Source organism: Rhizobium leguminosarum bv. viciae (assembly GCF_012276115.1).
Classification (GTDB): domain Bacteria; phylum Pseudomonadota; class Alphaproteobacteria; order Rhizobiales; family Rhizobiaceae; genus Rhizobium; species Rhizobium leguminosarum_T.
In genome coordinates, this window is record NZ_WIEU01000004.1 from 1 (window position 1) to 13,168 (window position 13,168).

At 60.7% G+C, this 13,168-nt stretch carries 12 protein-coding genes and 1 pseudogene; 6 read left to right on the forward strand and 7 right to left on the reverse strand.

Going from position 1 to position 13,168, the window contains the following annotated elements; all coding sequences use genetic code 11:
* Positions 1 to 137: 137 nt before the first annotated feature.
* Entirely contained in the window at positions 138 to 608 is a 471-nt protein-coding gene (locus GFM02_RS08385; RefSeq protein WP_003541378.1) for a chemotaxis protein CheW, read from the reverse strand.
* Between the two features lie 322 nt (positions 609 to 930).
* Between GFM02_RS08385 and GFM02_RS08390 the strand changes: the two genes are divergently transcribed.
* Together GFM02_RS08390 and GFM02_RS08395 are read left to right on the forward strand one after the other, a co-directional pair.
* Positions 931 to 1,533 (forward strand): SCO family protein, encoded by a 603-nt coding sequence (locus GFM02_RS08390; protein WP_131666703.1) that lies wholly within the window; start codon positions 931 to 933, stop codon positions 1,531 to 1,533.
* A 68-nt stretch (positions 1,534 to 1,601) separates the two neighbouring features.
* Positions 1,602 to 2,480, forward strand: coding sequence for a 50S ribosomal protein L11 methyltransferase (locus tag GFM02_RS08395; RefSeq protein ID WP_131666704.1), 879 nt, complete (start codon positions 1,602 to 1,604; stop codon positions 2,478 to 2,480).
* 417 nt (positions 2,481 to 2,897) lie between these two features.
* Here the strand turns inward: GFM02_RS08395 and GFM02_RS08400 are convergent, their stop codons facing one another.
* Positions 2,898 to 3,071, reverse strand: coding sequence for a hypothetical protein (locus GFM02_RS08400; protein WP_168321390.1), 174 nt, complete (start codon positions 3,069 to 3,071; stop codon positions 2,898 to 2,900).
* Positions 3,072 to 3,349: 278 nt separating this feature from the next.
* Here GFM02_RS08400 and GFM02_RS08405 point away from each other — a divergent pair, with 278 nt between their 5' ends.
* Positions 3,350 to 5,185: an aminopeptidase P family protein gene (locus tag GFM02_RS08405; protein WP_168321391.1), complete on the forward strand. Its 1,836-nt coding sequence runs from the start codon at positions 3,350 to 3,352 to the stop codon at positions 5,183 to 5,185.
* A 46-nt stretch (positions 5,186 to 5,231) separates the two neighbouring features.
* Here GFM02_RS08405 and GFM02_RS08410 read toward each other — a convergent pair whose 3' ends face one another.
* Together GFM02_RS08410 and GFM02_RS08415 are read right to left on the reverse strand one after the other, a co-directional pair.
* On the reverse strand, positions 5,232 to 5,540 hold the full coding sequence (locus GFM02_RS08410; RefSeq protein ID WP_168321392.1) for an AzlD family protein: 309 nt from the start codon (positions 5,538 to 5,540) through the stop codon (positions 5,232 to 5,234).
* Between the two features lie 3 nt (positions 5,541 to 5,543).
* Positions 5,544 to 6,275, reverse strand: a complete 732-nt coding sequence (locus GFM02_RS08415; RefSeq protein WP_077978777.1) for an AzlC family ABC transporter permease — start codon at positions 6,273 to 6,275, stop codon at positions 5,544 to 5,546.
* Between the two features lie 132 nt (positions 6,276 to 6,407).
* On the opposite strand from GFM02_RS08415, the gene GFM02_RS08420 reads away from it, so the two are divergent.
* Both GFM02_RS08420 and GFM02_RS08425 read left to right on the forward strand, forming a co-directional pair.
* Positions 6,408 to 6,662, forward strand: coding sequence for a DUF2164 domain-containing protein (locus tag GFM02_RS08420; RefSeq protein WP_017961276.1), 255 nt, complete (start codon positions 6,408 to 6,410; stop codon positions 6,660 to 6,662).
* Positions 6,663 to 6,747: 85 nt separating this feature from the next.
* Positions 6,748 to 8,340 (forward strand): hypothetical protein, encoded by a 1,593-nt coding sequence (locus tag GFM02_RS08425; protein WP_168321393.1) that lies wholly within the window; start codon positions 6,748 to 6,750, stop codon positions 8,338 to 8,340.
* 43 nt (positions 8,341 to 8,383) lie between these two features.
* On the opposite strand, the pseudogene GFM02_RS08430 reads toward GFM02_RS08425, so the two are convergent.
* A pseudogene (locus GFM02_RS08430) lies at positions 8,384 to 9,034 on the reverse strand (dihydrofolate reductase family protein); the annotation flags it as partial.
* A 95-nt stretch (positions 9,035 to 9,129) separates the two neighbouring features.
* A complete protein-coding gene (gene pncA / locus GFM02_RS08435) occupies positions 9,130 to 9,756 on the reverse strand; it encodes a bifunctional nicotinamidase/pyrazinamidase (RefSeq protein ID WP_026265348.1) in 627 nt (208 codons plus the stop codon).
* 370 nt (positions 9,757 to 10,126) lie between these two features.
* Between pncA and GFM02_RS08440 the strand changes: the two genes are divergently transcribed.
* Positions 10,127 to 10,474, forward strand: a complete 348-nt coding sequence (locus GFM02_RS08440; RefSeq protein WP_131666710.1) for a hypothetical protein — start codon at positions 10,127 to 10,129, stop codon at positions 10,472 to 10,474.
* A gap of 127 nt (positions 10,475 to 10,601) precedes the next feature.
* On the opposite strand, the gene GFM02_RS08445 is transcribed toward GFM02_RS08440, so the two are convergent.
* A complete protein-coding gene (locus GFM02_RS08445; RefSeq protein WP_168273090.1) occupies positions 10,602 to 13,082 on the reverse strand; it encodes an ATP-dependent helicase in 2,481 nt (826 codons plus the stop codon).
* Positions 13,083 to 13,168 lie beyond the last annotated feature (86 nt).

Genomic DNA, 13,168 nt, shown 5'->3' on the forward strand with positions numbered 1-13,168 from the left:
GCTTAGTCCCTCCCCCTTGTGGGGAGGGGTTGGGGAGGGGTTTTCCTAAAAACTGATCCGATGCCGGCTTTATTCTCCACCCGAAACTAAAAAGGCCCGGACGAGCCGGGCCTTCGAATTCCAGATATAAGTATTCCTCAGGCGGCCTGCGTCAGCTCGTCGGCAATGACCGTGTCGAGGTTCAAGAAGCAGACCATGGTCTTTTCGAGCGCGACGATGCCGCGGCAGAAGGCGCGCTGGGCTTCCGGGATGATTTCCGGCGGCGGCTGCAGGTCTTCGCTTTTGATGGTCATCATGTCGGAAACCTGCTCGACCAGCAGGCCGACCAGCTTGCCGGCGATGTCGGTGACGATGATCGCCGAGCGCTCAGATGGCTCGGTCATCTTCATGCCGAGGCGGCAGGCCATGTCGATGACGGGGATCACCGCACCGCGCAGGTTAATGAGACCCAAGACGTAGGGCGGGGTGTGCGGCATCGGCGTCACCGGCGCCCAGCCGCGAATTTCGCGGATAGCCATGATGTCGATACAGAATTCCTGATCGCCCAGATGGAACGAAACGATTTCAAGATAAGCGCCCGACTGCTTGATGGCGTTGTTGTTGTTCATGGTCAGAATTCTTCCCAGTTGTCCCCAGCGGGAGAGGCGATGCAGAACCGCTGTTAAATATAGATGTGACGGCTTAAGTCTTTCCTAACGATATGTATTTTCCGATTACCCGCCGCTCAAACGGCAAGCTATTCACAAACATGCCATTTTTGATCCGTGCCGATTCCTAAGGTCGGATTTCGTTGCCGTTGCAGTTTCTATCGGTGAGACAATTAATCACCGGTCAGAAACATATTCTTGAATTGCGCGCGTCCGATCGAGGCTATAATCACGCGGGGCAGGGGCGGACCGTGCGTCTCCGCCCGGATCGAGGATCATGCCAATGAAGACATTCCGCATCGCCGTCTGGGTCGGTGTCCTGATACTTGCCGGGTTTCTTGGCGCGTACACGCTCAACATGACGAAGTCGAGGGACATGGTGGCAGAACCGCCCTTCGGCGTGCCCTTCACGCTGGTCTCCCAAAGCGGACAGCCGATCACCGAGGAGGCGCTGCGCGGCAAGCCGACGGCGCTGTTCTTCGGCTTCACCCATTGCCCGGAAGTCTGCCCGACGACGCTTTTCGAGCTGAACGGCTGGTTGGAGAAGGTCGATCCGAAGGGCGATAAGCTGCAGGCCTATTTCGTGACCGTCGATCCGGAGCGCGACACGCCCGAGATCATGAACGAATACGTCTCCAATGTTTCCAAGCGCATCACCGGCATTTCGGGCGCGCCCGACAAGATCGCCGAGGTGGTCAAGGGGTTCCGCGTCTACGCCAAGAAAGTGCCGGTCGATGAGAAGGATCCGAACGGCGACTATACGATGGATCACACCGCCTCGGTCTTCCTGCTCGATTCGGCCGGGCGGTTTTCCGGAACGATCGCCTATGGCGAAAACCCGGACACGGCGGTAAAGAAGCTGGAGAATCTCGTCAGCAAGGGGTGACAGCTTCAGCGTGATGGGGCGTTGGCTCGATCGGCGGCGGGCAACGGAAACGGGAAAGACCGCCTATTGTGAGTGAAATCCGCCTTTATGTGACGACGACCGAAGCCAAGGCCGAGGAGATCCTCGACCTTCTGAGCGCAGTCTTCGGTGAAGAAGACTTTGCCATCGGCACCACCGAGATCGATGAGAAGAAGGATATCTGGGAAGCCTCGATCTATATGATGGCCGAGGACGAGGCTGAGGTGCAATCCCGCGTCGAGGACGCATTAAAGGCTTCTTTCCCCGATGCCCGGCTGGAGCGGGAAGTCATCCCCGAGATCGACTGGGTGGTGAAATCGCTGGAGGGGCTGAAGCCCGTCCGGGCGGGGCGTTTCCTGGTACATGGCTCGCATGACCGCGACAAGATCCGCCCCGGCGACATCGCCATCGAGATCGATGCCGGCCAGGCCTTCGGCACCGGCCATCACGGCACGACGGCCGGCTGCCTCGAGGTGATCGATAGCGTGGTGCGTTCGCGCTCGGTCCGCAACGCGCTCGATCTCGGCACCGGTAGCGGCGTACTGGCGATTGCGGTGCGCAAGCTCAGGAACATACCGGTGCTGGCGACCGACATCGATCCGATCGCGACGAAGGTGGCGGCCGAGAACGTGCGCCGCAACGGCATCGCCTCGGGCATCGTTACCAGGACCGCGCCGGGCTTTCATTCGACGGCCTTTTCCGAGCATGGCCCCTTCGATCTCATCATCGCCAACATTCTCGCCCGGCCGCTGATCCGCATGGCGCCGAAGCTTGCGACGCATCTTGCGCCTGGCGGATCGGTCATTCTCTCCGGCATCCTTGCCGGGCAGCGCTGGAAGGTGATTGCTGCCTATAGTGGCGCGAGGCTTCGCCATGTCAGAACCATCTGGCGCAACGGCTGGGTGACTATTCATCTCGATCGGCCCTGAGCTTTCAAGGTTGTGAGCAGGTGATTTCTCCTGCAACGCATGCCTTGTTTAAGGCAACGCGCCTCCTCCCCACCCTCATCCCTGTGCCCGTCACAGGGATCCAGCCACCGCGCGTCTGCGCGGTGAATGACTTCATACGAGCTTGAAGAGAGTTTTCCCGCGCCCAAGGACTTGGGCGCACTGGATCCCTGTGACAAGCACAGGGATGAGGGCGGTGGCGGGTGCCGCACCGCCTTATCGAAACGGAACCGCTCTGTGAGCCTTGTTGAAGATAAGAAAAAGGCGGTGCCGATGGCACCGCCTTGGACCGGTCTATCCGGTCAATGCCCGCGAGCTCAAGGGGAGGAGCGCTCGAGCGGGCTCTACTGCATTCCAATAGGCCGGTCCGGGAGGGAGGAGACGGACTGGCTTTCAGGCTTAGAACGCGTAGCTGGGGGCGCCCTTGTGGCGCGTGGCCCGCTGGCCGGCGCCGAGCAGCTTGAGGCTGTCCTCGTTCTGCGGACGGCGGGCGCCGATCACGTGACGCACGGTCTGGCGTTCGCCAGCCTGCACCGGGCAGCTATATGCGAAGCGCGAGAGAGAGGCGGTCATTTCAAGAATTCCTTTGTTTACAGGTTCATCGCGAACCGTTCGATGACGCCTATATAGCTATTCTGAAATGCGGAGGCAGGGGGTTTCGCTCATGGGAGCCATGCGGCCAATGCATAAAGCGTGCCAAATTAACTTTTGGCGTCACAGTTCTGTCAAAATGTTGAGCGGTCCCAGGGGTTCGACTCGTTTTGACGCTTTTTCTCCCCATCGATTGAAATTTCGCTAACATGGCCGGCATCCCATTAACCGGATTCGTCTCAATCATTCAGGTTTCCAGCATGTTCCAGTCTTTCGAGGTTACCTCTACGCCGCAATTCGGCAGGGATCGGGTTTCCGCACTACGCGCCAGTTTCGATTCGCTTGGCGTCGACGCCTTCCTCGTGCCGCGCGCCGATGAATTCAACGGCGAATATGTTCCCGCATGTTCGGAGCGCTTGGCGTGGCTGACGGGCTTTACCGGCTCGGCCGGCATTGCGCTGATCCTGCGCACGCAGGCGATCGTCTTCGTCGACGGACGTTATGTGACGCAGCTTGCCGAACAGGTCGACGGTTCGGTCTTTTCGGGCGGCGATCTCGTCAACGAGCCGCCGCATGTCTGGCTCGCCGCAAACGGAGCCAAGGGCCTGCGGCTCGGCATCGACCCCTGGCTGCATGCCGGGGCCGAGGTACGCCGTCTGGAAAGGGCGCTGTCGGAGATCGGCGGCACGCTGGTCTTCCTGCCGCACAATCCGCTCGACAGGCTTTGGGCCGACCGGCCGGCCGAGCCGCTTGGCGCGGTCAGCATCCAGAACGTCGCGCAGGCCGGCGTGCTGGCGAGAGAGAAGATCGCGACGATCGCCGCGGATCTTTCGAAGAAGAACCTTGCGGCGGTGTTGATCGCCGATCCCTCTTCGGTCGCCTGGACTTTCAATATTCGCGGCGCCGATGTGCCGCACACGCCGCATCCGCTGGCGCGCGCCATCGTCCATGCCGACGGCCGGGCCGAGATCTTCCTCGACAAGCGCAAGACCGGCATCGAGCCGGAGGCATATCTCGCGCAGATCTGCACGCAGCTGCCGCCATCGGCGCTGGAAGAAAAGCTCACCGCCGTTTCCAGGGATGGCGGCCGCGTGCTGATCGATCCTGACATCGCGGCCTATGCGCTGGCGGAGATCATCCGCAAGGCGGGCGGCGAAGTGGTGGAGGGCGCCGATCCCGCCAAGTTGCCGCGCGCAGTGAAGAACGACGTCGAGATCAACGGTTCGGCCGCCGCCCATCTACAGGACGGGGCGGCGATGGTGGAATTCCTTTATTGGCTGTCGCAGACGAAGCCCGGCACGGTGAGCGAGATCGCTGCTGCCGAACATCTCGAAGCGGCGCGCGCCCGCGTCGGCCAGAGCATGCAGAACCCGCTGAAGGACATTTCCTTCGATACGATTTCAGGTGCCGGCGAACATGCGGCGATCATGCATTACCGCGTGACGACCGAGACCAACCGGGTGATCGAAGCCGGCGAACTCTTCCTGATCGATTCGGGCGCGCAATATATCAACGGCACGACCGACATCACCCGCACGGTCGGAATCGGTACGGTATCGGAAGAGCATCGGCGCTTCTTCACGCTGGTGCTGAAGGGGATGATAGAGATCAGCACAGCGCGTTTCCCGAAGGGCACGCGCGGCTGCGATCTCGATCCGCTGGCGCGCATCGCGCTGTGGCGGGCCGGCGCCGATTTCGCCCATGGCACAGGCCACGGCGTCGGCTCCTATCTCTCGGTGCATGAGGGGCCGCAGCGCATCTCCAGGCTGTCGACGCAGGAACTGCTGCCCGGCATGATCCTTTCGAACGAGCCTGGCTATTACCGGCCCGGCAGCTTCGGCATCCGCATCGAGAACCTGATCTATGTGCGCGGGGCCGAAGAGATCGAGGGCGGCGATGCGCCGATGCTCGGATTCGAGACGCTGACCTTCTGCCCGATCGACCGCAGTCTCGTCATTCCCGAGCTTCTGACCCATGACGAGCTGCACTGGTTCAACGACTATCATCGCCGCACATGTGAGGCGCTGATGCCGCTCATCCATGATCACGATGTCAGGGCGTGGCTCGAAAACGCGACGCTGCCGCTGGAATATTGAGAAAACGGGATGCCTTGAATTTCTGCGCCGGCTGTCGGGCCGGTGCTCAGGCGCCGATCGTGTGGCGCCAGGTCATCACGACGATCCAGGCGGCGACCAGCATCCATGTATGGGTGAAGCGCAGGCCGATGAAGAGGGCGGTGATCAGCGCCAGCTTCGATTCCCAGCCGCCGATGAAGAAGGCGGGTGCGACCAGCGTCGTCAGCACGGCGGCCGGCACGGCATTCAGCGCCGCCTCCATGCGCGGGGGAATGCTCTTCATTCGGGTGATGAGGATATACCCGCCGATGCGGGTGGCGAAGGTGGCGGCGGCTGCAGCGAGGATGACGAGCGCCATGTGAAGATCAAATTCCATGGCTTAGACCTCGTGCACTTCGGATTTAAGGGCGTCGGCTTCGAGATCAGCCTCTTGCGGCGGCAAAGGCAGCACGGCGGCGAGTAGGATGCCAACGGCAGCACCGAGGCTGACATGCCAGGGCGAGCCGACATAGCGGTAGGCGAGTACGGAAGCCACCGCGCTGACGAGCGCCACGGGCAGGAAATTGTCTCGCTTGCGGAAGCCGAGGACGATGCCGAGGAAGTAGGCCGGCAGCAGGATGTCGAGGCCGATGGCCTTAGGATCGCCAATGAAGCCGCCGAGCATGCCGCCGGCGACGCTGATCAGCACCCATGGGATGTAGATGATGATGGCGAAGCCGAAATACCAGGCGAAGGTGAGTTGTCGGCCGGCCTCGCCGCGCTTTACCGCTTCGGCGAATTGCGGATCGACGAGCAGGAAGAAGGTGAAGAATTTCTGCACCGGCGTGAAATGGCCGATGTAGCGCGCCAGCGCCGCCGAATAGAGCACGTGGCGGAAATTGACGGCGAGGATCGACAGCACGATCAGCCAGGCGTGGACATTGTGGCCGAAGAGTTCGATGCCGACCATCTGGCTGGCGCCGGCATAGACCGTGGCACTCATGAAGGCGGCTTCGGAGAGCGACATGCCGTTTTCGACCGCGAGCGCTCCGAACAGGGCGCCAAAGGGCGCCGATGCCAGCGCGACGGCGGAGCCGCCCCGCAAACCTTCAACAAAGTCGGCGCGATTCATGGGATCTTTCCTGTTGGAATTCAGGTTTTCCCTTATGGTCTACTGCTTGCAACGGCAATTGAATTTCATTGATTGACCAATCGATTTCGCTGAACCATCAAACTCCCGATCGCATTCGGTAAAGAGGCAACCATGAAGAAGATCGAATTTTCGAAGGAAGAAAAGGCTGAGATCGTTTCGCGCATCCGCGCTTATTTCGACCGGGAGCTGGATCCCATCGGCGCTTTGCCGGCTGAATTCCTGCTTGACTTCTTCGTCGAGGAGATCGGCCCGTACGTCTACAATCGAGGGCTGAGAGATGCGCAGGCAGCCCTGTTGAAGCGAATGGAAGACATGGCCGAAGATATCCATCTGCTTGAGAGGGAGGAAAAAATTCTAGCGCCTTAGAATCAAACCAGAGCCTTCACTTAACGCCAAATTATTTCTGCACCGATATGGTCGTGACGCTTTCGTTCACCGGGTTGCGTGTTATTTGGCCGTGATTGTCTCTGTTATCGATGAACCTCGATCCGCCAAGCTCGGCAAAGCGTTGATCTTCACGGTCTGGCTTACGCTGGCGTCTGCGCTTTGCTGGTCCGAAACGGTCTGGCGTGACGAGGTTCGTGCTTTGTCACTCGCCCTCCAGGGGGATAATTTCATCGATATGCTTCGCCGGATGCATGGCGAGGGTCATCCTGGTCTTTGGTATATTCTGCTGCGCGCCGCCTATGTCGTGGTCGGCTCGCCTGTCGTCCTGAAGGTCGTCGCCCTGACGGTTGCGGCCGCGGCGGCCTATCTTCTGGTTTTCAGGCTGAAACTGCCGCTTTCCATCATGCTGCTGTCGTTGTTCAGCAGCTTTTCGATTTTCGAATATGCCGCGATGTCGCGAAATTACGGCATCAGCATGCTGGTGATTTTTCTTATCGTCCTGAATTGGGAGAGAGGAGCACGCAACGGCATATTGCTCGGCCTGTTGTTTGCCTTGCTTGCAAATACCAATGTCCATTCGGTCGTGCTCGTCGGCGGCTTCCTTGCCTATTGGTTTTTCGATTTGCTTCTGGCGCGACCAAGGCCTCCTCTGACGGAATATCGGGCCTTTGCGACAGCCGCTGCCATTGCCGCGGTTGGAGTTGTTCTATGTTTCGTAACGGTCTATCCGACCTTCAATGATACGGGGCAGAACGATCTCAGCGGCAAGAATTTCGCTTTGTTTGCCCTTGGTGCGCTTGCCGTGCCCAGTTCCCATTTTATGGAATTCTATCCCAACCGCGTCCTTGAACTGGTCGTGGCATATCCGTTGGCCTCCCATATTTTCGCAGCGTTGATGTCCGTGCTCATCTACGCCAGCCTGTTGGCACTGGCGAACCGGCGGCCGGCGATGATCGCAGCCGGAGTGGTTCTCTTGGGGCTTTCGCTGCTTTTTACGCTTGTCTATCCGGGCGGATACAGACATCAGGTGCTCTGGCTGGTTTTCATGATCGCGATCACCGCCTTGACCAGACATACTCAGCGCGAGGGGGCGGGCGCTGCCAGCATCGAGGCTGCTGGCGGGATCGTAAGGTTCGGGCGTCTGTGCTTCCTGATATTGCTGGCGCTACAGGTCGTGTCCGGTATCGAAAAGATCAATCAGGCCTTCATAGCCGAAATACCCCTGAGCCGAAGCAAGGATTTCGGCGCGTTCATGCAATCGCGCCCTGATCTCAAGGACGCGGTCATCATAGCGGATCCCGACTATCTCGTGGAAGCCTTGCCCTATTACGTCTCCAATCGCACCTATCTCCTGCGGGAGGAGCGGTTCGGCGCCATTGTGCGATATACCCGCAACGCGCGGCTTTCGCTCAGCCTTGCCGATATCCTCCAATCAGCACGCCGATTGCAGCAGAGTGAGGGGGTGCCTGTCATCATTCTTCTCTCGCAGCGGCTCGATCGGATCACTGCTCCCGTCTCCTTGCGTGAAAGCTACGTATGGCGGCTGTCTCTGACGCCAGAGGAGATTTCGGCTTTCCAAAGCGCGACAGAGCTCGTCAAAAGCTTCGGTGCGGTTGCCGGAAGCGATGAGACCTACGACGCCTATGTCTTGAAATAAGAAGCCAGACAGCTGCCTGCCTAACTTCCGCTCTTTCGCTCGCCCGCGCTTTCTCAGCCCTCGCGCTCGCCTGCGAGGGCTCGGCCATCGCGAAGCTGCCGGTGTCGACTTTGCCGGCGCGCTCGTAGACGCTCATGATGACGCCTGTCGTCGATACCGAGCTGGCGGTGAGCTTCAGCGCCGCCGGCTTGGTGCCCTTGCCGAACAGGCGCTTGCCGGGGCCAAGGATGAGCGGGAAGGTCAGGAGCCGGAGTTCGTCGATCAGGTCGTGCACCAGCAGGGTTTGCAGCAGGCCGCTGCTGCCCTGCGTCAGGAGGTCCGGACCGTCCTCCTGCTTCAAGCGGGCGATTTCGGCGGCGGCATCGCCGCGCAGCGCAACAGAATTTTCCCAGGTGAGCGGCTCGGCGGAAGTGGTTGCGACATATTTGGTCGCGGAATTGAAGGCTCTTCCGATGGGATCGTCTTTGCCGACGAAGGGCCAGTGCGCTGCGAAGATCTCGTAGGTCTTGCGGCCGAGCAACAGCGCGAAGGGGTCGGTAAAAATCCGGTCCATGAAACCGCCCATCGGCTCGTCCCAGTAATTGACGGTCCAGCCGCCAAGGGTGAAGCCGCCGGTCGGATCCTCCTGCGGCGTGCCCGGCGCCTGCATGACGCCATCCAAGCTCACGAAGGCTGCGGTAACAAGCTTTCTCATCTCTCAACTCCCATGATTGGTGCGTTCAGAGCCAAGGACGGATGGGCGGGTGCCGATCCGACATCCGCCACACTGTCTTTTGTCGCTGATCTCAATCAGCCGGCCAGGACCTTGGCGCTGTCGATGATCGCGATGCCATGTGTCCGCATTTCTTCGATGGCGGCGGCGACGCCTTCGGGCGTGATGCCGCGGCTTGCATCCTCGATGAAGCGCACGCGAACGTCAGGCATCATCTCCAGCGCATCGAGCGCGGAGAACTTGACGCAATAATCGGTCGCCAGCCCGCAGACGTCGAGGTCGGTGACGCCCTGATCCTCGAGGAAATCGGAAAGGCCGGTCGAGGCATCGCGGTCATTGTCGCGGAAGGCCGAATAGCTGTCGATAGCAGGATCCTCGCCCTTCTGCTGGATCAGGTCGATCTCTTCGGATTTGAGCTCGGGGTGCAGTTCGGCATCGAGCGTACCCTGAATGCAGTGATCGGGCCACATCATCTGTGGCTTGCCCGACAGTTCTCCCATCTCGAAGGGGGCGGCACCGGGATGGGCGGAGGCGAAGCTGCCGTGGCCCGGCGGATGCCAGTCCTGCGAAGCGACGATCAGATCGTATTTGCCGCTGTCGATCAGTCTGTTTGCGACGGGAACAACCTTGTCGCCCTCCGGCACCGGCAGATTGCCGCCCGGACAGAAGCCGTTCTGAATATCGACGAGCAGCAGCGCTTTCATCAAGGCCAATCCCTTCGCTCTATTGCAGTGCAAGACGCCAAGCGCACTGAATGGATCAACTAGTGGATTTCCAGGCGCGGACGCGCAAGTGTTAATTCTGGCACTAGCGGTCGTAAGTCGTCGAAACAGAATGCTCTAATACGATCATTGCGAGAGTTGACGGGGCGATCGGTGTCTGAGCGCGATTAAATCCATGCCGGTGTTGGCCCGAAATGCCGTAACGCAGTGCGGAAGAGCTATGGGCGGAGTGCCCGGGTTTGCGCGGCTACGGCATTTCGTCTGCTTTCCGCGAGAGGCGACGTCAACCGACCTTGCTCCGGGTCATGATTTCTGCCTTTCTTACCCTTGGAAGCAAGCCGGAAGCGAAACCATGTCAGAGCCGGATCCCGACGAAAAGATCGATGCGACGTTTCGCAACGGGTCGCTGACGGCGGCTGGAATCATCCTTGGCTTCTCGCTCAATTTCATCAGTGTCTGGGTTTCTAATCCCAATGACTGGAGCCGCATCGATATTCTGCCGATGCTGTTCCTGACCGTGGGCATCGCCGTCCAGGTGAAGGTCTTTGCCGATTTGCTGGCGCGGAACTCCCTCGTCGCCACCAATTATGATCGGTCGCGCCGGCTCTTTCTGATCGGGTTGGGAATCGTCGCCGCGGGCATGGGCATCGCCCTCGTCAACGATATTCTCGGGCTTGGAAGGATGCGGATGCTCGGGTGAGCGTTTTCGCGTCGTGCTGACTTGGATCGGTTCAGCTTTTCATGGGAGCGCAGAACCGCTCCAATCTTTTATTTTACGCAATTCCGGACGGAAAACCGCTTCGCACTTTTCCTGGAATTGCTCTGAGTCACACGCGATCGACGAATCCGTCCAGCACCCGTTTCTGTCCGGCCCGGTCGAACTCGATCGTCAGCTTGTTGCCCTCGATGCCAGTGATGTTGCCGTTGCCGAATTTCAGGTGGAATACGCGATCGCCGAGGGTGAATCTCGATGGTTCCGACGAGGTCGATTTCGCCACCAACTCGCCTTCGATGGTACGCCCCTTCGGGCCGCTTTCGCCGTAGCCGATGCGTTCGACGGCGTGGCCGGAGCGGGTGCCCCAATTATCGCGCGTAGCGTCGGTCTTGTTGGCCTGGGCGCGTTTCCAGCCAGGAGTGGAATACGAGTTGGCGAAGGGTTCGGCCTTGTCGAAGCGGGACTGGCCGTAGCCGCCGCGGCCATACCCGCCGTAGCTCTGCTCCATTGCGGCGACCTCGACATGGGTTTCCGGCAGTTCGTCGAGGAAGCGCGAGGGGAGGGTCGACTGCCAGAGGCCATGGATGCGGCGGTTGGAGACGAACCAGACGTGGCAGCGGTGCTTGGCGCGGGTGATGCCGACATAGGCGAGGCGGCGTTCCTCCTCCAGGCCGGCGCGGCCGCTCTCATCCAGCGAGCGCTGGTGCGGGAAGAGGCCTTCCTCCCAGCCCGGCAGGAAGACGGTGTCGAATTCCAGGCCCTTGGCCGAGTGCAGCGTCATGATCGAGACGGCGTCGAGGTTCTCGTTGGTCTCAGCATCCATCACCAGGGAGACGTGTTCGAGGAAGCCGCGCATCGACTCGAAGCTTTCCATCGAGCGGATCAGTTCCTTGAGGTTTTCGAGGCGGCCGGGGGCTTCAGCGCTCTTGTCGTTCTTCCACATGTCGGTATAGCCGGACTCTTCGAGGATCTGCTCGGCAAGTTCGGTATGCGGCGTGTTTTCAAGCAGTTCCTGCCATCGGCGGAAAGATTGAATCACGTCGAAGAGCGCTTTTCGCGCCTTCGGCTTCAGCTCGTCGGTCTCGATGATGTCGGCGGCTGCCGCAAGCATCGGGATATCGCGGGCACGCGCATAGTCGTGCAGCGCGCGCACCGTCGTATCGCCGAGGCCGCGCTTCGGGGTGTTGACGATGCGCTCGAAGGCGAGGTCATCGGCGGCCTGAGCAACCAGGCGGAAATAGGCCATGGCATCGCGGATCTCGAGGCGCTCGTAGAAGCGCGGGCCGCCGATGACGCGATAGTTGAGGCCGAGAGTGACGAAGCGGTCTTCGAATTCGCGCATCTGGAAGGAGGCGCGCACGAGGATCGCCATGTCGTTCAAGAGATGCTTGCCGCGCTGGAGCTGCTCGATCTCCTCGCCGATGGCGCGCGCCTCCTCTTCCGAATCCCAGGAAGCGTGCACCTGCACCTTGACGTCGTCCGGATCGGAGCGGTCGGTGAACAGCGTCTTGCCGAGGCGGCCCTCATTATGGGCGATCAGATGGGCGGCGGCCCCGAGGATATGTTCGGTCGAGCGGTAGTTGCGCTCGAGCTTGATCACCTTGGCGCCGGGGAAATCCTTTTCGAAGCGCAGGATATTGTCGACCTCCGCGCCGCGCCAGCCATAGATCGACTGGTCGTCGTCGCCGACGCAGCAGACGTTCTGCGGCTCGCCCTTGGGGCGCTGAGCGAGAAGCCTGAGCCACATGTACTGGGCGGTGTTGGTATCCTGGTACTCGTCGACGAGGATATAGCGGAAGCGGCCGTGATATTCCTTCAAGAGATCCGGGTTCTTGCGGAAGATCGCGATCGGATGCATCAGCAGGTCGCCGAAGTCGCAGGCGTTCAGCGTCGTCAGCCGCGCCTGATACGCAAAATAGAGATCGCGGCCGCGGCCATTGGCAAAGGCGCGGGCGTCGCCCTCGGGGATATCGGCGGGGCCGAGGCCTTTGTTCTTCCAGGTGTCGATCATGCCGGCGAACTGCTTGGCCGGCCAGCGCTTGTCGTCGAGGCCTTCGGCCTGGATGATCTGCTTGATCAGGCGGATGACGTCGTCGGTATCGAGAATAGTGAAATCGGAACGCAGGCCGACGAGCTCCCCGTGGCGGCGCAGAAGTTTGACGCCGATCGAATGGAAGGTGCCGAGCCAGGGCATGCCTTCGACGGCGCCGCCGACGAGCAGCGCGATACGCTCCTTCATCTCGCGGGCCGCCTTGTTGGTGAAGGTGACGGCGAGGATCTGCGAGGGAAAGGCGCGGCCGGTATTGAGGATATGGGCAATGCGGGTCGTCAGCACGCGGGTCTTGCCGGTGCCGGCGCCGGCGAGCACGAGGACCGGGCCTTCCAGCGTTTCGACAGCTTCGGTCTGTTCGGGGTTCAGCCCGGCGAGGTAATCCGGCCGCTTGCCGCCGTCGCGTGCTGCCATGGCGCGCGCCGCGATGCCGCCACCGGCGACGGGCGCCCTTTCGGCGGGGGCGGCAGGCGGCTGCGGCTTGCGCGCCATCTCGCCCGGCTCTTCGTCGAAGAAGGGCATATCGTCGAAACTATTGCTCATGGCGCGTAATGTAGTGATTCGGGAAGGAAAGACCAGAAAAGATGTTCTGCTTTCATTCCCGAGCCACCCGCTATCCCAAGCAGTTG